The organism is Methylomonas paludis, from assembly GCF_018734325.1.
Lineage (GTDB): Bacteria > Pseudomonadota > Gammaproteobacteria > Methylococcales > Methylomonadaceae > Methylomonas > Methylomonas paludis.
Genome location: NZ_CP073754.1, coordinates 708,691 through 733,007, shown reverse-complemented (window position 1 = coordinate 733,007; position 24,317 = coordinate 708,691). Strand labels below are relative to the sequence as shown.

Genomic DNA, 24,317 nt, shown 5'->3' with positions numbered 1-24,317 from the left:
GTTTAATTAGCTAAACAAGCACTGGCTTAAGCTGGTGCACATATCAATTGCCCGTTTATACGGTTGATACATAACATGGCACCCAGTCTGTTCCGGCAACATTTGCTGACCCAGTTGTTAATCTTGACCAACCCAATAATATTCTATTTGACGCCACCACGGGATTGATATTATATATAAAACTGCCTTTTGCCCACGACCCTGTTGTTGGCATTGCGTTATAACTACCGTGATTTATAATTGGATCATTACCGGATGATATATCGCCAAAACAAATTTTTCTGTTTTGCACATCGAAAGAAAGTCTTGTGATATAAGATGATGACGCCAGCCAAAAATTCCATTTTATAAAAAGATCCGTCATATCAATAACTTCTTGGATTCTATTGACACCGTCAATAGCCGCCGTTTCTCTTATAAATGGCGATGAAGTATGCTTAATGTCGCTGGCTGCCGTGTATTGATTATAAGTATAACTGGTATTATCTGAAATAGCCGGGGTGGAGTATCCATTTTGAACACTAAAGCCATTAAGTAGACTGCCAAATGGCTGATAAAACACATAACTAATTGTCCCGCTAAATCGCAGATTGTTAATAGTTACATTTTGAGCAGTCAAACCTGAAGTTGAGCCAAAAATTGATGTTGTTATTGCACTGCCAGACGCCCCGGCCACCACAAATGGATTATTGATTACAATATTTCTATAAGCATCACTTCCGCCATTTCTGTTTTCAAAATAGTGCGTTGTTACAAAATTAGCCCCTAAGCCGCCGGCATTTGACTCCAGCCAGGGCGTATCAAATACATAGTCGCCAAAGAAACCGATTCCACCGCCACCTCCGGGTAATGTTGTTAATTGACGTGTTGTCGCTTCAGTTAAGCATTCAAATAAAACCCCGCGCAGATGATTGCTATTGAGAATAGGCATAGCAAAGTGTCCATGAACGGCTCTATCAATAACAATCCCTTCTTCGCTACCAAAAACATTAAGATTGGCCGAATACCATTGTTGTCCCCCTGGCCCTTGGTATACGCCTACGTCACAATATGAAACCGAAAGATTGATGTATGAATTAAAATCTCCACCATAAGGGCAATTTACACCATAAGCGAAATACTCAACAAGCACATTCTCGATTGTCAGACTGCCACCACCGGAACATCTGATGCCCTGTGATTTGCGGGCGCCGGCTGTTTGCGAGGAAAGGCCAAGCAAAGAAATATTTTCAAAATGAGTACCTATCGGCCCATTAAATATATCAGTTGGTGCTGTTGAAAACGACCCAATATCAAATAAAGGCGAATTTGAGGTGCCTGTGTAATAGATTACCGAAGTATTAACACCTTCACCTTTTATATGAAGGCCATTAAATGTTATTGCTGCAAATGGTGTGGATACAAGATACACCCCATGCGGGAAATATAAGGTAGGCTTATTGGAAAAATCTGGCGGCAAAGGCCCAACTGCGCTGACAGAGGCAATATATGTCAATGCCGCCTGAATAGCCACCGTATCATCGGTTACTCCATTTCCAACTGCACCAAAATCTTTAACACTAACTGCGGCTGAGTTTGGCACAACATTGCCATTGGCATCCAGATAGACTGCTTTCTCAACTGGAATTGAACACAATACGTCTTTAGCACCGGCAGTGAAATTGACCACAGCGCCAAGATTGCTGGAACTGATGACGGTACTGCGGGATAAGGTGCCTGAGCTTACCGTACCTATGCCGTATTCCCACTCGGAGTTGGTGGTGTTTGAAATGAGGTAATAAGTGGTATTGCCACTGCCGATAGCTGACAAAAAGGTCTGATAGCCAGTGACAGCACCACCTAGACTAATTGAGCCTGTTCCTGTTGTTGTACTGCTTTCCCTTACTCGATCTGCAATTACTAAGGCCATAATCAACACTCCTGTTTAATTTCAAATTAAATACCGTTTAATTAATCCATCTATTAAGCCACAATTACTTATTAACAGACCAACTGATTCTATCATGATTTTTATAATACCTTGAAAATTGGCGTTATTACACATTAATGACAACAAATACTCACGAATATACCAGCACAAACTAAAAGGTTTAATAAACCCGGCATTTAAAATATCAGCTGAGTATGAATATTGCCGGACTGGCTAGAATGTCGAGATCGACTTGTTTGGGAGTGTTACCCAGTATGCCGGCAAGAATATCGTGGGCATTAGATCGCATGGGCATGGCACAAAGCATCAGCCGTAATGACAACTGCGGGGAATCAGCTGTTTGGCTTAAGCGCAAAACAATTCTTAAACCAAACCAGCGGCATCAATAAAAAAAGGAGGCTAGCAGGACTTAGTTATTTGGAGTAATAATCAAAGTCTTCGCTTTTTTTCAACTTCATTTTGGGTTCGTAATCTATGTCTACGGCTTCTGTTTTGGTGCTTGCTGCGACTGCCGGTTGAGTGTGCAGATCGGCAATAAATTGTTTGAACCAGTCGGTTTCAATGATACTGGCTAAGTCGGAGTCCTGAAGGATGACCGGCTCGTCTGGCAGACTACCGGTTTGTCTGGCCAGGGTTAAGGCGTTCAGACAGGCGGTTTCGTCACCTTTAAGTGCGTAGATGCAGGCCAGATTGTAGGCAGCGCTGCCTTTCTGGATTTCGCCGGCTGTTTCAAAGAACTGCTCTGCCTTGCTGTATAGTCGCGGTTTTGCTTCCGTAGTGCTAAGCCGAGCCAGTGTCATATAGGCCACACCGCCATCGATAGCCGCACCAAGGTAATGGGGGGCGATGAGCAGACAGAAAGAAAATTTGGATACGGCATCTTCCAAAGTGGCTATAGCCTGCTCGGGATCTTGTTGTTCTGCCTGATGGAGCAGACCGAATCCCCAATAGTACAAGGCTTGGGAAATGGTGAGATTATCGGAGATGACTTTGGCAAAGCCTTGATAAGCCCCCTTGTAGAGTTGTTCAGCCAAACCGGCTTCGCTTTTGCGGGCTTTGCCGATTTGTTTGATGGCGGCATCCAGTGTTGAGCGTTTGGTTAATGAGTTAATGATGGACATACCCTACTCCCGAGAGCTGTTAATATTTTAAAAACTGTTGAATTGGCTGATTGAGGCCGGTTTTTGTGCTTATGGTTATTCAAACGGTTTTCGGTGCGCTAAAATAACTGCCAATCTTACCGCATCCTTTTGATACTGGACAATTTTAATGACTGCTGCTGACATTTCGCTGGAAAAAGCCAAAGTTAATCTAGAAACTTCACGCATCGCCTGGGCGGAGTTATTGCGCTTTTTTGCCGGAGGTCTGGCGGTTGCCGTGAGTGATAAACTGGATCTGGTTGAGGTGGCGTGTGAGTTTGCTGCCGACAATAAAACCCAGGTGGCGAGTTGGCTGGAAACCGGATTGGTGGGATTGGTGAGTGACACCCAAGCTCAAGCCTGGCTGGATGAACAACGCAGCGTCTGGGCTGTGGTGGTAAAGCCCTGGGTTTTGGTACAAGTCGATCTGGCTGGCTAACATTAGCCTGGAAATACAGAGCGCTGGGTTACGATGTGCGGGAAAGTTTTGTCGAAATAAGCGCTATTTGGGAGTACATCTAACCCACCCTACGCGAGGGTGGATATAACTTCACCAGGTGTTGGCGTGGACTCAAAAAACTGTCCACGCAACATCAGATCAGCTTCAGTTCAAGGTTTGACCACGCGCCAGTTTGGGCAAACTGCCTTCCAGGCCCATGGCTTCTTTCATGACTTTGATGCGTAATGGAGTGATGTGCTGGGCAAAACCCAAGCCTATGTTTCTGAGCAGTTTCACCGGCAGAATGTCGTTGCTGAAAAAACGGTAGAACATATCCATCACGGTCATCATTTTCAAATTCTGGTTACGGCGCAGTTTTTCGTATTGCTGCAACACCCCAAGGTCGGCAATGTTTTTACCTTGCTGTTCGGCTTGTATTAATACTTCAGCCAGAGCGGCGGCATCCAGAAAGCCGATATTGACCCCCTGCCCGGCCAGCGGATTGATCATGTGCGCAGCATCGCCGACCAGGGCTACCCCAGGTTTGACGTAATGCTGGGCATGCTGGCGTTTGAGTGGAAAGCTGGTGACGCCGAGGATTTGTTTGATTTCACCCAGGCAGTCCGGAAAAGCCGCAACCAATTCAGCCTGAAGCTGTTGATACGGCAAGGCTTGCAGACGCCGTACTTCATCGGGATTGTGATACCAGACGATAGAGCCGTAGTGGCCGGTGAGCGGTAAAAAAGCCTGAGGACCGCTGGGGAGGAAACGCTGCCAGGTTATATCTTGTTGCGGGTAGGCTGTTTCCAGATAAATCACCAGCGCGTGCTGATTATAATCCCAACTGGTCACACCGATACCGACAGTTTGTCTGAGCCGTGATTGGCCGCCGTCAGCAGCTACCAACAGTTTGGCTTGCAAGGTGCTGCCGTCTGCCAGTTGAATGCTGGAACCCGCTGCCGTATAGTTGATTTTGCTGATAGTTTGCGGCATAAACAGCTGGATATTGCTGAACTGGCCGAGTGTTTCCAGCAAGGCCAACTGGGTAATGCGGTTTTCGACGATATAACCCAACTCAGGATAGGCGATATCATTGCTGTTAAAAGTGGTGTCACCCTGATTTTCCCATACCCGCATGCGCCGAAACGGACAGGCGCGCCGCGCCAGGATGCCCGGCCAGGCTCCTATACTCTCCAGTATTTTTTTGGAGGCAATACTCAAAGCCGAAACTCTCAGATCATGGGGCTGCTCTGCGGAAAACTCGGCTGGAGTCTGCGCTTCAATAACAGCCACCTGTAAATTGCTGCCGCCCAAACAACAGGCGACCGCAGCACCGACCATGCCGCCACCCACAACCACTACATCAAATTCTTGTTGCATACCGATACTTCTTTAAAAGTTTAAAAATAAAGCCGAAATCTATGCATATAACGTATTTAATTTTTTGTATTGTCATGTATGATGAGCCCTACAGACCATTAACACGCTGTTTTTTGATTAAATTACGCAGATGCCCAGCTTCAAACTCGCACAACGATATAAACCTAAGCGATTCGCTGCCATTTTGGATTGCAAGGCATGACAGCGCTTGCTGTGCGTGGTATCATTAGTGAGTTTCGCTAACCGAAAATCACTTAAGACATACGCTGGTTTTAGTCGCCACTAACGTGACTCTAACACGCAGCAGGCAGAAACACCATAAACAGCATGTCTGCCCGGTGACAACCCGGTAGCGTGCATTAAACCGGTACGACAGGATCTGGATAGCTAATGAATAAAACCGCCCAGAAAAACAATGCAACACCCATGCTTTACGATGCCGATTTATCGCAGGATAGCTGCGGGGTTGGTTTTATTACCCGTAAAGACAGCAAGCAAACCCATGATGTGCTGACTTTGTCACATCAGGCGCTTTGTACTATCCCGCATCGTGGCGGCATGAGCGCCGAGGGTATCGGTGACGGCGCCGGAGTGAATATAGACCTGTCCTTAAAATTCTTCCGCAAGATTACCGCCCTGGCCACACTGGAGCTGGGTGATTTTGGCGTAGCCAACTTCTTTTATCCGGAAAATCATTTGCAGTATGATCGGGAAGCCACCGATCTGATCGAAAAACATTTTCTTGAATTTGATTTACCTATTATTAAATGGCGGGATGTGCCGGTTGACGCCAGCAAAATCAATGAAGCTGCCCGCAAAGCCCAATTAAATATCAAACAGGTGATTTTCGGTCGGCCACAGCACTTGAAAACCGCCAAACATGAACTGTTTGAAAGCCATATTCAAAAAGCGCTGTTAGCGATAGAGGCCGCCAGTTTTGTGCGTTCTGAGCTAAGCGGTTTTTATCCGCTGTCCATGAGTTCGCGTACTCAGGTTTACAAAGGCCGCTTGAATTCGGGTGAGGTGATCCCATATTTTGTGGATTTGTACGACACTGACCATGAAATCAGCACGCTGTTTTTCCATACCCGATTTTCCACCAATACCGCGCCGGCCACTACTATGGCCCAACCCTTCCGTTATATGGCACATAACGGCGAGCTGAACACCGATAAGAAAAACCGGCTGAGCGAAAACGCAATCGCCAGACAAAACAACAAGCATTTGGTATTCCCGCGCGGCCAATCGGACTCTGGTCGTCTGGATCAAACCTTGACCCGCCGCATTAATGAAGATGGTCTGGACATAGTCACAGCCATTTTAGCGATGATGCCGCCGGCCTGGGAAAACGACAACTCTCTATCTGAGGAAGTACGGGCGATGCTGGAATATTTCAGCCTGTACGAGGAAAAAAACGATGGTCCGGCCGCGCTGGTTTTCAACGATGGTATCCGGGTTGGCGCTCGCCTGGACAGACTAGGCTTAAGGCCATTACGTTCAGTGGAAACCACCGACTATCTGGCGGTGATGTCGGAAGCAGGTCAAATCGACTTTCCACCTGAAGAAGTATTACGGCGTGGCCGGATTGAAGCCGGCGGTATGGTGTATTTTGATCACAGTACCGGCGAATCTCTGGACAGCCATCAGGTTCTGGAAAAACTGGCTAAAGCCAAAAATTACCAAGCGCTACTTAAAGCACGCTGCATTCATATCCGCGATTTACCAAAAGTTGAATTTGCCGACATCAGCAATGACCACAGTCTGGGTATTAACCAGCGCCATACCGCTTATTCGCTGAATCAGGAAAGTTTTAAATTTCTGCTTGACCCGATCCTGCAAACCGGCTTGGAAAAAGTCACGGCAATGGGTTACGGACTAACTCCTAATGCTTTAAGCGGCTCAGAAGGCGGCATGTTCCGCTATTTCAGCCAGCGTTTTGCTCAGGTGACCAATCCACCGCTGGATTCGCTGCGAGAAAGTGATGGTATGACCTTACGGGTCGCCTTGGGAGCGAAACCTACCTTTTCTGCTGAGCAAAGCCAGCAGTTGATGATAGAAACACCGATTCTGCAACGTACCCAGCTTGAACAAATCCGTCGTCAGGACCGGGTAAAAACGGTGACGCTGGAAATGCTGTACAGCCCGGACTTTGATAGTGCCGCCAAGAATGAGCATGCCCTGGAGCAAGCCGTGCAGTTGGTAGCCGATCAAGTTGCTGCAGCAGCACGTGACAATGTTGGGATTATTATTCTTAGCGATGTCAATATCAGCACCCAACGGGCAGCCATTCCGGCCCTGCTGATGGTAGCTGCCGCCAATCAGCAATTGGTTAAACAGGGTTTACGCTTTAACTCTTCATTGATCATGGAAACCGGCCAAGCTGTCAGTCCCCATGATGTGGCTACCATTCTGGGCTTTGGCGCTTCGGCGATTTGTCCAGTCAGTGTGCATAACCGGGTATTGACCGAATATGCCGATCAAGCTGCACGTGAAAAAGCCTTATACAATTATCAGAAAGGCGTGGAAAAATCGCTGATGAAAACCATGGGCAAATTCGGCCTGTGTACCGCAGAAAGCTATATCGGCGGCGAGTTTTTTGAATCCAATTATCTGGATACTGATGAAGATAATCTGAAACGTTATTTTCCCAATATTCATGCATCGGTAGGCGGCGCCCGTTATACCGATATTGCTGCCAGCGCTACCGAATGGCACCATAAAGCCTTGTCGGTACAGGATGAAAACGATATTCCGTTCCTGGGTCTGTTCAAAGAGCGTCAAGAAGGCGCGGGACATACTTTTGGCAATACTGCAGTACGTGAATATATCAATATGACCGATGAGGCCATTCTGTATATTCCCCAACCGCAGGCCAGCGCGGCCAGCGATACGGCCTATCTGGATTTTGGTTACGAAAAACGTACTCCGGCTCAGATTGACGGTTTTGGTATTACCCCAGCTTACCGCAGCTTCACACATAATCTGTCTCTGGAACGAGCTAAACGACCAGCTGCTTTGCGGGATGTCATGGCATTTCCAGCTGATATCAGCAGCGCTGAAACTCAGGCAGAGTTTGATAAATTGCTGGGTAGCCAGAATCTGCTCGGCAATAATAATTATGTGATTCGCGGCTTGCAGGTCAGCACTGTTGATACCCAGCAGTTCAAAATCCGTTTCAGCGGCCAATCCAGTTCAGCACGCTTACAGGCGCTGGCCGCGCATTTATCCGCACGTTTTGGTGCAGATGCGTTTAAGTTGACTATCGGCACTGATGATCTGAGCGTGACGGTGGCTGATCAGAACAGCCTGGCTTATCAGTATCTTAGCAACATCCTCAGCAGCCGTGAACCTATCGCTCTGGCCAAGGTGCAGCCTGCTCATGAAATTACGGCAAAACTGGCATCCGGCGCGATGAGTCATGGCGCTTTGCTGGCCGAAGCACATGAAGCAGTGGCTCAAGGTACCAATATCGCCGGCGCGATGAGTAACTCCGGGGAAGGCGGTGAACATTCCAGCCGGTTTGGCACCATTCGCTCCAGTAAAATCAAACAATTTGCTTCCGGCCGCTTTGGCGTCTGGGCCGGTTATCTGGCCGATCCTAATCTGGAGGAAATTGAAATCAAAATCGGTCAGGGTGCAAAACCAGGTGAAGGCGGTCAGTTACCGGCGCCAAAAGTGTCGGTTGAAATTGCCGCCTTACGTGGCGGTACACCCAAGGTGGAACTGGTAAGCCCGCCACCGCATCACGACACTTACTCGATTGAGGATTTAGGCCAATTAATTCACGATGCCAAAGCCGCCCGGGTGCGAGTAGTAGTCAAACTGGTGTCTTCTGAAGGCATAGGCACCATCGCGGTGGGTGTGGCGAAAGCCGGCGCAGATGTGATTAACGTGGCCGGCAACACCGGCGGCACCGGCGCGGCAGCGGTGACCAGTCTGAAAAACACTGGGCGTTCGCCGGAAATCGGTATTGCCGAAGTCCATCAGGCATTGGCGGTTAACGGTCTGCGTGACAAGGTGATTTTACGTTGCAGTGCTGCTCATCAAAATGGCGTGGATGTGGTTAAATCAGCTATCCTGGGCGGCGATTCGTTTGAATTCGGCACCACGGCGCTAATGATGCTGCGGTGCGTGATGGCGAAAAACTGTAATATTCGCTGTCCGGCCGGCTTGACCACCGCACATGAAGAGTTTAAAGGTGATCCACGGGTTCTGGCCCAGTATTTTATGAATCTGGCCCACGAAGTTCGGGAAATTCTGGCTGATCTGGGCTATAGCAGTCTACAGGAAATTCGCGGTAAAACCGAGCTGTTACATTTGATTAATCATCCGAATATGATAGGCCAGCTGCATTTGCAAAAACTGCTGACCAAAGTGGCAGTAATTAAAATTGCTGAGCCGGTGTATCTGGAAAAAGATTTTGCCATAGACGATAAAATTTTTGCTAAAGTCAAAACCGAGTTATTTGAGCACAAACGTTCTCAAGTGATTATTGAAGGTCCGGAATTTAAACTGAATAACCGCAATAAATCGGTAGGCGGCCAAACGGCAATCGATGTGGAGCGCTTACTGGCTTACGAATTAAGCCCTGAAGAAATTGCTGCCAACCCGCTGATTTATACCAATCAGCATGGCCGCCGTTATCTGCCGGATGACAGCATTATTGTGCGTACTTATGGTTCAGCCGGACAAAGTTATGCTGCCTTTAATAACGATGGCATGCGCTTGGAACATACCGGTACCTGTAACGATGGCGTGGGCAAAACCGCTTGCGGTGGCGTAATAGTGATCAAATCGCCTGGTGGCGGTTCCAATCTGCCCGGCCAGAATGTGCTGATCGGCAACTTTGCCCTGTTCGGCGCATCTGGCGGCAAGCTGTTTGTCAATGGCGAGGCTGGTGACCGCTTCGCAGTACGTAACTCCGGTGCAATGGCGGTTGTGGAAGGTGTGGGCGATTTTGGCTGCGAATATATGATTAACGGCGCGGTGCTGAATCTGGGCGGATTTGGTAAAGGCTTCTGCACCGGTATGTCCGGCGGTAATGCTTATCAATACGACCCTGATAATCGATTGTCTGGTCTGTATGATGCCAGCTCGGTATCTATTCATAGCGTGAGCGAGGCATCCAGTGCCGCAGCCAGCCATGAACAGTATATTCTGTACATGTTGGAACAGCATATCGAGCATACCGGTTCGGAAAAAGCCAAAGCCATTTTGGCCAACTGGTCGGTTGAACGCCATCATTTCAAATATGCTCTGCCCTTATGGTTGTATAAAACCCAGACTGCGGAATTCCTGAGTCAAACCATGGATCGCAAAGCCATGATAGAAGAGCTGGCTGTCGCGTTTGCTCAGCAGCAAATTGCTCAGATCAAACAGGCTTATCAACATAAAACTGCCTTGTTTGCCGGTGCGATTCCCGGTTATGGGGAAACGGATGGCGAACTGACCCTGAAACTGATCAACAGTTTTGCAGTGATAGACAAAGCCCAACAACTGGCTAAAGAACAATTGCTTAAAGCCGGCATCACTGCCACCGCGGAACAGATAGAAAAGCAAGCTTATCAATTGATCATTGACAGACCGCGCAAGCTTCAAGATGAATTGATCAAGAATATCCGCGAAGCTTACAGCCAATATACGGATGAGCAACTAGCGGCCATGATGGCGGCAAAACGTTTGAGCGATTATAAAACCACTTTAATGCTGCGCGATGTGCAAAGCATTTATTCGATAGGCTCTACGGCCTGGATTATCGAACAGGATAACATCAATCGTGCCGCCTTGGCCGGTGTACCTACAGTGGATAAAAACTTGGCCAGTCTGGAAAGTCTGGCTATCGTTCAAGGCCTGTTGGAAAGCGAGCCAGCCTGATCTGTGTCTTGGGGTGGCAACACCCCCGGCCGGATAGGCATGACTCAAATTTTGTGACTGGACAGTCATAACTGTCTAACCATGGTAATAAAATGAAAGCACCTTTTATCCCAGAAAACGCTCCTTATAGTGATACCCAACGCGCCTGGCTGGCCGGTTTTTTTGCCGGCATGCATAGCCACATGCTGCATAGCGCCAGTAGTGTCAATCAAAGCAATGCCCGTGTCCTGCATATTCTGTACGGCACTCAAACCGGCAATTCTGAATCTCTGGCCAACGATGCTGCTGCCAAAGCCAAAAGTCATGGTTTGCTGCCCATCGTTAAAAGCATGGATAAGGTTGAAATCGGTCAATTGGCTGGTATGGCTTATCTGCTGATTATCACCAGTACTTACGGCGAAGGGGCCATGCCGGATAATGCCGAGCTGCTGTGGGATGCCGCTAATAGCGAAGCTGCGCCGAATCTGGAAGGCATCAATTATTCGGTGCTGGCTTTAGGCGATACCAGTTATGATTTATTCTGTCAGGCCGGTATTGATTGGGATAATCGTTTGCAGGAATTGGGCGCAACGCGTATTTTTGATCGGGTCAATTGTGATGTGGATTTTGAGGCTCCTGCCGCACAATGGCTAAGCGAGGTAATACCGTTAATGGCCGAGGGCGCCGAGACGGTAGCGGTAATTGATACCGATGCACCTGCCGCCAAATCAACTTATAACCGTAAAAATCCGTTTCCGGCCAAATTACAGGTCAACCGGATTTTGACGGCGCTGGATTCTTCCAAAGAAACCCGCCATTACGAAATTTCCATAGCCGGCTCCGATCTGAGTTATGAAGCTGGCGATGCCCTGTGTGTCATACCCAGCAACTGTCCGGATTTGGTCCAAGATATTCTCCAGGCTTTGAACTGCAACGGTGACGAAGAAGAACCTGTGAATGGCGAATTATTAACAGTAGCGGAAGCTTTACGCAGTTATTATGAAATAAAACTGCCTGGCAAAGAGTTTTTGGAAGAAATTGCCAAACGTTCCGGTGATCAGGAACTGAATGCTCTGCTCAACAGCGGCGATAAGGAAAAACTGTCCGCTTATTTATGGGGCCGCGATATTCTGGATTTACTGCTGCAGTTTCCTGGCGCCGAGTTTTCTGCCGCCGAATTTCTGCGTCTGTTAAAACCGCTGCAGCACCGGGCTTATTCGATTTCCTCCAGCGGCAAAAAACATCCTGATACTGTGCACTTGACCGTAGCCAGTGTGCGTTACTCTGGTCATGGCCGCCAGCATAAAGGGGTGTGCTCAACTTATCTGGCCGATCTGGTGACTGCAGATACTGATGTAAAAATATTTTTCTCGCCCAACAGCAATTTCAGAGTACCCAGTGATGACAGCCTGCCGATGATTATGGTCGGCCCCGGCACCGGTATAGCACCATTCCGCGCTTTTTTGCAGGAACGCCAGTTCCGTCAGGCTAGCGGTAAAAACTGGTTGTTTTTTGGTGACCGCAATGCGGCAACCGATTTTATCTATCGCGAAGAAATCGAGACCTTACAGGCTGAAGGCGTGCTGACCAGGCTGGATTTGGCCTTCTCCCGTGACCAGGAACAGAAAATCTATGTCCAGGATCGCATGATAGAACATGGTGCGGAGTTGTATGCCTGGCTGGAACAAGGCGGTTATTTCTTTGTTTGCGGTGACGCTTATCGAATGGCCAAAGACGTTGATCAAGCTCTGCATGAGGTAATCCGCATTCACGGCAAAAAAAGTCTGCTGGAAGCGGTTGAGTATGTCAATCAGCTGAAAAAAGACAAGCGTTACGTCCGCGACGTGTATTAAGCATGACCGCCGCTACCGACGACTGGCGGAAAGTGCCTATCGTTGACAACGGCGAAGCTTTGGTTGATGTACGCCATTATGCGCCGGATAAAATCAGCTCCGGCGCCACTTATTTTGCTTGGCAAATTCCGGGTAGCTTGGCTGAGTGTTATGTGCGCGATTCAGTAGCCCGGCGTTTAGCCCGTGCCGCCCAGCAGTTGCCGAATGATTTGCGCTTGTATGTATTTGACGGCTGGCGACCGGTTACTGTACAACGCTATCTGTTTGATCAGTATCAAGCCGAACTGCACGCCAAACACCCTGATTGGCCGGCCGCTGAGTTGCTGGCGCAAACCCAGATTTTTGTGTCCTTTCCCAATACCGAACCGAGCTGCCCTTCCCCGCATTTAACCGGCGGTGCGGTGGATTTAACCCTAATTGATACCGAAGGCCGCCTGCTGGATATGGGCAGTGCTTTTGATGAATTCAGCTTCCGTTCTCATACCGACTATTTCAGCCGTTTACCCAAGCTAAGCCGGCAGGAGCATCTGCAGCGGGATAACCGCCAATTATTGCTGGACGTGCTGGGCGCACAAGGCTTGAGCAATTACCCGGAAGAATGGTGGCATTTTGATTATGGTAATCAGTTTTGGGCCAGCCGATGCGGGCAGGTTGCGGTTTATGGGGTGGTTGAGTTTGTTGGGTTGTAATTATTCAGCATAAATAATGATGCGCTGCCCTGCGTTTAGCACATCCTACAACTGCCTGTTTTTTAAAGCGATACCTGAATGCTGAGTAGTTATAAGGATACGTTGAACTTGGTAAAATCTAACAGCCGACACCCCAAGATGCCGGCTGTTAGATGCAGTTCTAAAAGTGGCGGGAAGGTTTATTTATTCCCTTCTTGGAGATGGGTCACGGCAGCTTCGGCTGATTTGGTGGCGATAGCAACATGGCCGGTTTTGCCGTGTTGAATAGTTTCGTCCAGCGATTTTACGGCGGCATCCATATGGATTTTGGCTTCGTCCTTGGCGACTGCAGCACCTTGTTTGGCTTGTTCCAGCGCTGTTTGGGCGTATTCGACCAGCAAGGAGACATGACCAGATTTACCGTGCAAAACGGCTTTGTTGGTAGCTTCCAGGGCGGCATCGGCATGGGGTTCTGCAAAGACTCCACTACTGACTGCAAGCAGTAAAAAACTGACTAAATAGATGATTCTTGACATAAGTACCTCCAGCATAATTGTAATTTTTGTATTAGCCGAAAGTCTGCATTAAACTCCGCATCCTAGTGATGGTTAAGACAACAGGCTTTTGTGTATAGACTCCTCTGAATTCATTTATCGGCCTTCATCAGTATTCCATAATTTTTCAGTTTGTAAATAGCCGCTAAGCAAAATCAGCAACAACCGGCCTGGCTTCACTCCACTGCCAATGATCCTTACCTAAAAAATCATGTTTCCAGACATAATTCGGCTGCTGGGTGACGCGAATAAAGCGCAATTTGTCACCACGAATTTGCACGGCGCAAAGCATCCCGGTGTGATAACAGCCGGCATCGACACTGATGCGGTGCGGATAAACACTGGGAATGGTAATGCTATGACCGTGCACTGCGGTGAAGTCGTGTTGCCAGTCACTGCCACCCTGCATAAATGGCGTTCTGATCCACAAAAACTCTTGTTCAGATTGAGCGGCCAGCGGCTTTTGCGGGTCTACCCCGGCGTGAACAAACACATAATTGCCGATACGGTGAATTGCTTGCAGTTTGTTCAAAAATTGGGCCAGATCAGGGCCTAGCGCCTTGGCTATTTTGCTGCTTAAGGTCTGCAATCCGGCCGAGGTATAACGTAAATGCAGATAATCGCTAATCTGTAAATCTCGCAGCGTGGTATCACCGCCGTTTTCATGCCAGCATTCCAGATAATCATCATCCACCCAGGGCTGAAACTTGAGCAGATCGATTAAAAATTGTTCATGATTGCCGCGCAGGAAAATGGTTTCCACATTCTGGTGCGGGCCGGCTTGCAGAATTTCCAGAACTTTTTGGGAGTTCGGGCCACGATCAATATAATCCCCCAGATATATCACTGTATGTTCCAGTTCGGGCTGGGCGGCTATTTCCATAGCGATGACGGCATTGAGAGCGGTTAAGGCCTGATAATGACCGTGAATATCGCCTACGGCAAAGATATTGCGCTGTGCCGGCAAGGTTTGCGGACTGGGCAGCCATTGGCTGCTGGAAAAATACATGATAATGATGGTGTGGATAACTATATATAGTTGTTACTATACAAGTTTTCAGGAAAAGTGCAATTGGCAGGATAATTGCTGGCAGCTAATTGGCTATCGGTTTGGGCTGAAGGACAAAACCCAAACCGTTCAGGCATTATGCGATGCTTAATATCAGCCTTAACCGCATTTGCTGTCACCGCAGTTCAAACAGGTCATGCAGCCGTCCATCAGCACCATAGCCTTGGTACTGCATTTATTACAGAGCACGGCTTTTTCCGGGAAGGATTGCTCATTGCTGTCGCCGTGCAAGGCTTCAAATTCGCGGCGTTTTTCGGCCAGAAACTGTTTCTGGTGATCGGTCATGGCAGTGGGTTTAATCATGCCGATGTGTTTCATATGCGCTTCAATGGCGTAGCCGATTTCTGCGACCAGTGAAGGCATGAATACCCCGCCTTTTTTGAAGTATCCACCGCGCGGATCGAATACGGCTTTTAATTCTTCCACCAGAAAACAGGCGTCTCCGCCTTTACGAAATACTGCCGAGATTACCCTGGTTAATGCCAACACCCACTGAAAATGCTCCATGTTTTTGGAGTTGATGAAGATTTCGTAGGGACGACGCTCTTCATGCGGGGTACCTTGATTCAGCAACATATCGTTGATGGTGATATACAGCGCATGTTCCGATTGCGGGGTTTTGATTTTGTAGGTCGAGCCCAGCAACATTTCCGGGCGCTCGACATTTTCATGCATACTCTCCAGCGATTTTTGCGGTTCCGGAACCGTTGCGGTGTTGTCCTTAGTCAGCACTTTATAGCTGACAATTTTTTGGCTGATTTTATGTGTCATGATGCCCTCGCTTAAAACTTACCGTAATAGCCTTCTTTCAAGGCATCAAACAAATTGGCGGCGCTGTGAATTTCGCCATCGTATTCCACTTCTTCATTGCCCTTCAGTTCCACGACATGGCCGTCTTCCAGGGTGAATTGATATGTAGTGTTTTCCAGATCGGATTCCTTGACCAGTACCCCCTGAAAGGCTTCCGGATTAAAGCGGAAAGTGGTGCAGCCTTTCAGACCTTGTTCGTAAGCGTATTCGTAGATAGTTTTAAAATCTTCATACGGATAGTCGGTTGGTACGTTAGCGGTTTTAGAAATGGAAGAATCTATCCATTTTTGGGCTGCAGCCTGGATATCGACATGCTGTTTGGGGGTGACATCATCAGCGGCAATAAAGTAAGCCGGCAATTGTTGTTCCGGGCGTTCAGTGTACGGGATAGCTTCCGGATTGACCAAGTGCCGGTAGGCCAGCAGTTCATAGGAATAGACGTCGATCTTTTCTTTGGATTTTTTACCTTCGCGGATCACATTACGCGAATAATGGTGGGCAAAACTCGGTTCGATGCCGTTGCTGGCGTTATTGGCCAGTGACAGGGAAATGGTGCCGGTAGGGGCGATGGAGCTATGGTGGGTGAAACGACAGCCTACTTCGGCCAGTTCGCTGACCAATTGCGGTTCCTCCTGAGCAATTTTTTGCATATAGCGGCTGTATTTGGCATGCAAAACTTTGCCGGGCACCTGATCACCCAGTTTATAACCATCTTGAATCATTTCCGGGCGTTTGTGCAGCAGTTCGCCGGTCACGGTAAACAGTTGCTCCATAATTGGAGCCGGGCCTTTTTCCTTAGCCAGTTCCAAACCGGCTTTCCAGCCCTCCACAGCCAGTACTTTGGTGACTTCTTCGGTAAAAGCCAAGGACTCCTGACCACCGTATTGCAATCCCAGCATGGTGATGGTGGAACCCAAACCCAGATAGCCCATACCGTGACGACGTTTGCCAATGATTTCTTCGCGCTGTTTTTCCAGGGGCAGGCCGTTAATTTCGACGACATTGTCCAACATGCGGGTAAATATGCGGATGGTTTTACGGTAGCTGTCCCAATCGAAGCTGGCATCTTTACTGAAGGGCTTTTCGATGAAATGGGTCAGATTGATGGAACCCAGCAGGCAACTGCCATAAGGCGGTAAAGGTTGTTCTCCGCAAGGATTGGTGGCACGAATATGCTCGCAAAACCAGTTATTGTTCATTTCGTTGACTTTGTCGATCAAAATGAAACCAGGCTCGGCATAATCATAAGTGGATGACATGATGATGTCCCACAAACGCCGGGCCGGAATGACTTTGCTGATCCGGCAGGCCACCAGGCCGGCTTCGTTGACCACATAGCCTTTTTTGTTGGGCAGATCGCGCCAGACGATGGTTTTGGTATCATTGAGATCAAGCTGGTCGGCAGCCACTTCCCGGGCGCTAACCGGAAACGACAACGGCCAGGGCTGATTGTTTTTTACTGCTTCGACAAAGCTGCTGGTAATCAGCAGCGACAGATTGAACTGGCGCAAACGGCCGTTTTCGCGTTTGGCGCGAATGAACTCCACCACATCGGGATGGGCGACATCAAAAGTGGCCATTTGGGCACCACGCCGGCCACCCGCTGAAGACACGGTGAAACACATTTTGTCATAAATATCCATAAACGACAGCGGCCCTGAAGTATATGCACCGGCCCCTGATACATAAGCATCTTTGGGGCGCAAGGTAGAAAACTCGTAGCCTATTCCGCAGCCGGCTTTCAGGGTTAATCCAGCTTCGTGAACTTTACCGAGAATATCGTCCATAGAATCTTCGATGATGCCGGACACGGTACAATTGATGGTAGAAGTGGCCGGTTTATGCGCCAGCGCTCCGGCGTTGGAGATAATTCGACCGGCGGGAATAACGCCTTTGCGTAGCGCCCATAAAAATTCTTTATAACATTTGTCCTGCAAGGCTTTGCTAGACTCAACCCCAGCCAAGGCTTTGGCAACCCGCTGATAGGTTTCATCGATATTGGCATCGATGGCTTTGCCGTCCTTGGTTTTTAAGCGATATTTACTGTCCCAGATGTCCAGCGAGGCGCTTTGCAACGGAATTTCAACATTGTTTGGCGTAACGACATGAAGTTTGGCGGTCATTCGGATTCCCTGGGCTATTTAAACATTAAAACCTGCTGCCTAGCCGGAGCGGGCTAAGCTATTGAAGCGTATTGATTAAAAGTCATCATGCGCAACAACACCGCATATAGTATTTTTAAAATATATTAACACAATATATTGTGTTTTTGCCAAGGTTTTTCTCTGTGACCAGCAGAAACTATCAGCACTTATTACAGTTCAATAACTTAGCTTGAAAACTTAAACAAATCGCAATCATGCCTCTCTAATTTACCGGCTCAAGCTGAATAAAAAGACATCAATTAAATCCGGACTAATGTCCAAATCCGCCAAACCAGGATTTAAAACATTTAAGCCATTGATTTTTATTGACTAAATATTATAAAATAAGCATGGTAATATGTAATGTAACTTACACATTTAGCTATGAACTCACCGCTCTACTGATGGTCTGACTTGTTAAGCCAACCCAAGATCAATTAAACACCGAGATATGCTGAATCAAAGCCATCTACCCCACCACACTGAATACCCGCCCAAAGACAGTTCCAGTTTTATCGAGCGCTTAAGGCCCGACCCCGGCGTTTCCGAGCCGGTTTACCAGCAACTGTTGAATCGAATTTCCTGGATGATATTATCCGGTGAAATACCCGAAGGCTTTAGCCTGCCTTCGGAACGTACTTTGGCCGAAGCCCTGAACATTAGCCGCACCACGGTGCGCCGCTGTTATGATGAATTACGCGCTCAGGATCACATCAGCACTCATGGCCGCCTGGGCGTAAAGGTTAAATCACCACCGCGTATCAGCCCACAAATGGGACGTCTGAAGGGTTTTACCGAGGAAATGCGTGAACTGGGTATGCAACCGTCGACGCTGTTGCTGGAAAGAGCTATTGTTCAGGATCGCACGGTATCTTCCCTGTTTGGCCGACCTTCCACTGCCGAATTTTTAAAACTGGTGCGCATTCGCCTGGGCGATGAGATACCGCTATCGCGAGAGTGTGCCTGGTATGACTTGACCCTGGCCCCGGAATTGGCAAATTGGGATGTATCGGGATCGGCCTATGCTTTTTTGCAGGAGCATTGCGGCATTATCCTGACCCATGCCGACCAGAGCATAGAGGCGGTGATGAATAATCAGGTCGAGGCCGAGGCTTTTGGCTTTGATAAACCTGAGCCCTGTTTGTTGTTAAAGCGCAAAACCTATTCGGTCGCCGGGCCGATGGTGGAATATGTGGAAGGTACTTTTCGGGGCGATGCTTATACCTACCGGGTGAAATTGCAAGTTTAGCTTTCCCCACGCATCAAACTCAATAAATCGTCCGCCGATACCTTGGCGCTGATATCTGCGCCATCCAATAAACTATCGGCCAAATCGCGTTTATGGCTGTGCAAGGCCACGATCTTTTCTTCGATAGTGTTTTTGGCTATCATCCGGTAAATGGTGACTGGCCGCAACTGACCCATCCGGTGAGCGCGATCTGAAGCCTGATCTTCCACGGCAGGGTTCCACCAGGGATCCATATGGATGACATAGTCGGCGGCGGTCAGGTTTAAGCCCACACCACCGGCTTTGAGACTGATTAAAAACAGTTCGCCTTCGCCGCGCTGAAAGGCATCGACCCGCAATTGCCGCTCTTTAGCAGGCGTAGAGCCATCCAGATATTGATAGGGGATGCCACGCTGCTCAACATATTCTTTGATCAATTGCAAATGATCGACAAACTGACTGAAGACCAGCGCTTTATGGCGATTATCCAGCAGATCGTCCACAATTTCGGCAAACGCAGCCAGTTTGCTGCTGGGCAGCCCTAAATCAGCATTCACCAGCCGACTATTACAGCAACTACGGCGTAATTTGGTGATGGCAGCCAGAATTTGCAAATGCTTGTGGCCGGGCGGCGCATCAATGCCGGTCAAAATTGCCAGGCTTTCCCGGCGCAGGGCTTCATAAAAAGCGGTTTCTTCGGGGCTTAATTCCACATACACCGGGATTTCGGTACGTGGCGGCAATTCCTGCAACACCTGGGTTTTGGTGCGGCGCAAAATGAAGGGCTGTATCAGTTTTTTAAGCTGGAAACGCGCTTCGGGATTATGATCGCGTTCGATCGGGCCGGCAAAACGTTTCTGGTATTGCTCCAGTGAGCCCAACAGTCCGGGATTGATGAAACGGAACAAATTCCATAATTCACCCAGATGGTTTTCCAGTGGGGTGCCGGTCATGATGATTTTAAACCCGGCCTGCAAATTCATGGCGCCCTGAGAACGGCGGGTGGCAATATTTTTTATGGCTTGGGCTTCATCGAGGATGGCGGTGCTGAAACTAAGCCCGGCCAGCATTTCCGCGACCTGTTCCTGTTGCAGCAAACCATAGCTGCAAATCAGCAAATCAAACGGCGCCAGATTGTCGATCAGGCGCTGGCGGTCGCCACTGCCGAGGACAATGGGATTTAGGGTCGGCGCAAAACGGTGGGCTTCGTTTTCCCAGTTCATGCATACCGAAGTGGGGGCTATGATCAAACTCGGGCCTAGTGGTGCTCGTTCCACCAGCAAAGCCAAACCTTGAACGGTTTTGCCCAGACCCATATCATCGGCCAGGCAAGCTCCCACTCCCCAATAAGCTAGGCGAGCCAGCCAGTTATAGCCGTCAATTTGATAATCACGTAATTCAGCCTGAAAAGTGGATGGCAGTTGCGGCTGGTAGTCGCGGGCGGCCTTTAGGCGTTGGAGATGGGCTTGCCAGTGTTTGTCGGCTTTAATATCGGCCTGTTCCTGCCACTGCTCCAGATTGAGAGCTGCCAGCGGATTAATGCGCAGTTTTTTACCGCTTTGCTCAGTATAAGCTTTGAGCTCTTGAAGCCGGCGGCGAAATTCATCGGTCAATGCCAAGAACTGTCCATCTTTGAGCTGCAGAAAGCGGCTTTGTCCATTATTGAGCAGGCCCAATAACTGCTGAATTTCGACAACGGTATCGTTATTGACTTTTAACTCGCCCTGCAAGGCAAACCAGTCGTTATCCTGTTTGATCTGCATACTAAAACCGGAACCACTACTTTGCCCCAATAAGCGAAACCGTACCCCTTCCGGCCATTCCAGCAGGGACTCGCCTTCGGGCAGAGCCTGGATTTCCAGTAATAGCTCGAGACAGGATTCAGCGCTGTCCAGTAACCAATCGCCGCCGGCATCGCGTTCGGCCTGTTGCAGGATTGGACAGGCGGCCAGGACTCGCTCGGCGCGCTGTTTCTCCAGTTTTAAATCGCGCTTGGCCTGTAGCGGTTTGCCGTCGATTTCGGCCAGCACGCTGATACCGCCCTGCCCCGGCTGAAAATAACTGCCGGCATTGGTAAATGGCCGGGTCAGCAGCGAGACCCGTAAGCCTTCGCCCAGCGGTAACAAGTGGATACGCGGGGTGGAGTCGGCCTGAATTTGGGCGGCACTACCGGCGTTGCCGCCGATATCGGAATGCACAGTCAACAATCCGGAAATACTGGTCAGGGTTTGCAATACTCTGTCTTTGGCGGAGAGCGGTACTTCCAGGCCTTGTGCGCCCAACACCCCGAAGATTCGGTGATGATCGGCATTGAACTCAACTACCCGCCAACGGGTAGGCGTTTCTTTGACTATATAGAACTTTTGCTCATGATAAGGCTGCGGTTCAAGCTGGATTTTGATTTTATCGCCCTTACTGAGCTTTTTTACGTGCAGCTCAACATTGCCTTTTACCACTTCGACCCGCACTTCCGGAGCATCCTGCAGAAACAGCGCCGGATGGCCTATCAAAGCATCCGGGACGCCATTATCAAATTCGAAAAAAGTGCCTTTGCCATACCAACTGGTATCACGATATTCTTTGATATGGGCGCACAGTTTTAAATCCTGCTCGGTGATGTAATCAAAACCAACGGTTTCCTGAGCCAGTCTTTTTAAAGCAATGGCACGTCCGGCGCTCCACTGACCTTTGGCCTGCTGTTTTTGTTCGCGGGGGGATAGGTTAAGCGTGTGATTTTTTTCATCATGACTGACTAGCCACACCAAACGGGTGGCCTTGGTTGGCTGACCGGTATCGGTTTTTTTGTCGGTAACCGGCAAAAACGCCAGGGCATCCAAAGCCAGTTCCCAATCGGGCCGGCTGACAAATAAATCAGCCAGTGCCAGCGGGCGCTGCTCAAAAAACCGGCTTTGCCATTGCTGCCCCCGAATGGGTTCCAGTGTGGAAAAGACTTTGGCCAGTTCGGCGGCCGGCCATAAATAGCCGTTATTGGTCAAATAACTGTAGAGCTGCTGATCTTGCGGGATCACTCGCGTCTGGAAATCAGTTTTGATCCAGAATTTAATCAGCAGTAAAAATACATGCTGTAATAATGGTGCGGTATACAGAGTATCCGGCCCACCACTTTCTCTAAAACCGCTATGTATCCTGTGTGTGACATCAATACCCAGCAATAACTGGCGTTTGGATAAGTCACCCTGTAAAAACTGCAGATAATGGCTGAGATATTGATAAACCCCCGTCCAATAACCGTTGAGCTTAATGGCCTGGTTCAGCAGGGTGGCTAATTTGTTGCGCTGTTTGATATCGGCGTTTTTTAAAATGACCAACGGGTAAAACACCCCGGCTAACCCGTAAAAATATAGATTACGCTGCCCGGATTTTTTGCGCAGCTGAGCCAACGCTGTTTCATACAGATTGATAGCTGCCAAATATTGACCCTGCATGAATACCAGCATGGCGTTCATGGCCAGTAACTCCGGTTCGCTGACACCCAGCAATTGCGGCGGCAAGTCTTGCCATTCACCACGCATGAATTGGAGCTCAAGCACCACTCTGGCCAGGAACCCGGATTCGCGGCCTTCCGGACTTTCCAGGGTCTGTTGCAAAAAATCACTCAACTCGGCATGGCGGTAGCAATAAACTTGCTGATGGATGCCGGCAAAAGCGGCTAATTCGACCAGCAAAACGGGATGATGGCGCCGAAACCAGTCCAGATCCAGTGGATTAAGAAACCAGGCCAGATATAGCTCAATGCGATCGGGTACTTTGCCGGGATAGCGTTCACCCAGCTTGAGGCTGGACTCAACTTGATCGTAATCGCCCCGATAGAAATGGATTCTGACTTCACGTATACATTCTTCAATACTGTGATAGCGGTAATACCCGCCGCCATAACCGCTTTCCCTGATAACCAGTTCGGCATATTTTTCAAACTCGCCGACATCAACCATATGCCTGACTATCAACTCAGCTATGCTGCGTGCGCAGCGGGTGCCGCCCGGCTTGGCGTTTTCCTGGAGCAGGCCTTCTTTGATCAAAGGTTTGATACGCGCTTTGATGGATTCGGCTTTCACCATTTTACTGCCGTCTTTGATACCGAGGCTATACAGGCATTTGCTGAGGCTGGTCAGGGAAATATAGTCGTGATAAACCGCCAGCACTTTGACAATACTTTGCAGTTCAAGCGGCAAGGCCTGAAATTGGGTCAGATGTTTGCTGAGTTGATCGGAATTCATGCCGTGAGTATTCTGTTTAAAGATATCGTCGAGATGACGGCTGAACGGACAAGCCTAACATAATTTAGCAAAAAGCCCACATTAAGCGGGCTTTTCGAAGTAATTAAGCCGTTTTAACCCAATTTTGCCAACACTTTGGCAACGGTCTCCCCCATTGCCGCCGGAGTTGGGGCTATGGTGACACCCAGTTCCTGCAGAATAGCGACTTTTTCTGCGGCCGATTCGCCGCTGGCAGAAATAATGGCCCCGGCATGACCCATGCGCCGACCTTTGGGCGCAGTCAAGCCGGCAATATAAGCCACTAAGGGCTTGCTCATGTGTTCTTTGGCAAACAAACCAGCCTCTACTTCCTGAGGGCCGCCGATTTCGCCTATCATGACCACTACTTTGGTTTCCGGATCGGTTTCAAACTTTTCCAGAATATCGCGGTGTGAGCTGCCGTTAATTGGGTCGCCGCCTATCCCTACCGAGCTGGAGACACCGATACCCAGTGATTTCATCTGATCTGCCGCTTCATAGCCCAGCGTACCGGAACGGCCAACAATACCAACATTGCCGGGGATATAAATATGACCAGGCATAATACCCAGCATGGACTTACCGGGACTGATGGTGCCGGCACAATTGGGGCCGGTGAGCACCATGCGCTGTTCTTTGGGAAAACGGCTCAGGAAAATTTTGACTTTCATCATATCCTGAGTGGGGATTCCATCGGTAATGGCCACACAGTATTTAATGCCGGCTTCAGCGGCTTCCATGATGGAATCGGCAGCGTAAGCCGGCGGTACAAACACGATGCTGGCTTCGGCACCGGCCTGTTCCACTGCTTCGCGGACAGTATTGAACACTGGCCGATCCAGATGTTTTTGCCCACCTTTGCCGGGGGTAATGCCGCCAACCACGTTGGAGCCGTAGTTAATCATGTCTTGAGCATGAAAACTGCCGATTTTGCCGGTAAACCCCTGGACGATAATTCGGGTTTGTTTATCGATAAAAATTGCCATGTGAGTTC

14 protein-coding genes are annotated in these 24,317 nt (G+C 48.9%); 5 read left to right on the top strand and 9 right to left on the bottom strand.

Features of this window, described 5'->3' with window-relative positions; translation table 11 throughout:
* Positions 1-55 precede the first annotated feature (55 nt).
* Both KEF85_RS03420 and KEF85_RS03415 read right to left on the bottom strand, forming a co-directional pair.
* Complete coding sequence (locus KEF85_RS03420) at positions 56-1,909, bottom strand: glycoside hydrolase family 55 protein (protein WP_215583327.1); 1,854 nt, start codon at positions 1,907-1,909, stop codon at positions 56-58.
* 434 nt (positions 1,910-2,343) lie between these two features.
* On the bottom strand, positions 2,344-3,051 hold the full coding sequence (locus tag KEF85_RS03415; RefSeq protein ID WP_215583326.1) for a TPR end-of-group domain-containing protein: 708 nt from the start codon (positions 3,049-3,051) through the stop codon (positions 2,344-2,346).
* Positions 3,052-3,199: 148 nt separating this feature from the next.
* Here KEF85_RS03415 and KEF85_RS03410 point away from each other — a divergent pair, with 148 nt between their 5' ends.
* The gene (locus KEF85_RS03410; protein ID WP_215583325.1) at positions 3,200-3,508 is read left to right on the top strand and encodes a DUF2288 domain-containing protein; all 309 of its coding nucleotides are present in this window, start codon (positions 3,200-3,202) and stop codon (positions 3,506-3,508) included.
* Between the two features lie 165 nt (positions 3,509-3,673).
* Here KEF85_RS03410 and KEF85_RS03405 read toward each other — a convergent pair whose 3' ends face one another.
* Entirely contained in the window at positions 3,674-4,888 is a 1,215-nt protein-coding gene (locus KEF85_RS03405; protein ID WP_215583324.1) for an FAD-dependent oxidoreductase, read from the bottom strand.
* A gap of 390 nt (positions 4,889-5,278) precedes the next feature.
* On the opposite strand from KEF85_RS03405, the gene KEF85_RS03400 reads away from it, so the two are divergent.
* The 3 genes from KEF85_RS03400 (at position 5,279) to KEF85_RS03390 (ending at position 13,283) form a co-directional block, all read left to right on the top strand.
* The gene (locus KEF85_RS03400) at positions 5,279-10,762 is read left to right on the top strand and encodes a glutamate synthase-related protein (protein ID WP_215583323.1); all 5,484 of its coding nucleotides are present in this window, start codon (positions 5,279-5,281) and stop codon (positions 10,760-10,762) included.
* Between the two features lie 92 nt (positions 10,763-10,854).
* Positions 10,855-12,594: a diflavin oxidoreductase gene (locus KEF85_RS03395; RefSeq protein WP_215583322.1), complete on the top strand. Its 1,740-nt coding sequence runs from the start codon at positions 10,855-10,857 to the stop codon at positions 12,592-12,594.
* Between the two features lie 2 nt (positions 12,595-12,596).
* On the top strand, positions 12,597-13,283 hold the full coding sequence (locus KEF85_RS03390; RefSeq protein WP_215583321.1) for a M15 family metallopeptidase: 687 nt from the start codon (positions 12,597-12,599) through the stop codon (positions 13,281-13,283).
* Positions 13,284-13,462: 179 nt separating this feature from the next.
* On the opposite strand, the gene smbP is transcribed toward KEF85_RS03390, so the two are convergent.
* From smbP to KEF85_RS03370, 4 genes are all read right to left on the bottom strand, one after another.
* Positions 13,463-13,798, bottom strand: coding sequence for a small metal-binding protein SmbP (smbP, locus tag KEF85_RS03385; protein WP_215583320.1), 336 nt, complete (start codon positions 13,796-13,798; stop codon positions 13,463-13,465).
* Between the two features lie 163 nt (positions 13,799-13,961).
* Complete coding sequence (locus KEF85_RS03380) at positions 13,962-14,825, bottom strand: metallophosphoesterase (RefSeq protein ID WP_215583319.1); 864 nt, start codon at positions 14,823-14,825, stop codon at positions 13,962-13,964.
* A 159-nt stretch (positions 14,826-14,984) separates the two neighbouring features.
* Positions 14,985-15,656: a TSCPD domain-containing protein gene (locus KEF85_RS03375; protein ID WP_215583318.1), complete on the bottom strand. Its 672-nt coding sequence runs from the start codon at positions 15,654-15,656 to the stop codon at positions 14,985-14,987.
* A gap of 11 nt (positions 15,657-15,667) precedes the next feature.
* Positions 15,668-17,818, bottom strand: a complete 2,151-nt coding sequence (locus KEF85_RS03370) for an adenosylcobalamin-dependent ribonucleoside-diphosphate reductase (RefSeq protein WP_215583317.1) — start codon at positions 17,816-17,818, stop codon at positions 15,668-15,670.
* 472 nt (positions 17,819-18,290) lie between these two features.
* Here KEF85_RS03370 and KEF85_RS03365 point away from each other — a divergent pair, with 472 nt between their 5' ends.
* On the top strand, positions 18,291-19,088 hold the full coding sequence (locus KEF85_RS03365) for a GntR family transcriptional regulator (protein ID WP_215583316.1): 798 nt from the start codon (positions 18,291-18,293) through the stop codon (positions 19,086-19,088).
* Here the strand turns inward: KEF85_RS03365 and KEF85_RS03360 are convergent.
* Together KEF85_RS03360 and sucD are read right to left on the bottom strand one after the other, a co-directional pair.
* On the bottom strand, positions 19,085-23,305 hold the full coding sequence (locus KEF85_RS03360; RefSeq protein WP_215583315.1) for a DEAD/DEAH box helicase: 4,221 nt from the start codon (positions 23,303-23,305) through the stop codon (positions 19,085-19,087). The genes KEF85_RS03365 and KEF85_RS03360 overlap by 4 nt on opposite strands.
* Before the next feature lie 113 nt (positions 23,306-23,418).
* Positions 23,419-24,309, bottom strand: a complete 891-nt coding sequence (gene sucD / locus KEF85_RS03355; protein ID WP_215583314.1) for a succinate--CoA ligase subunit alpha — start codon at positions 24,307-24,309, stop codon at positions 23,419-23,421.
* Positions 24,310-24,317: the final 8 nt, after the last annotated feature.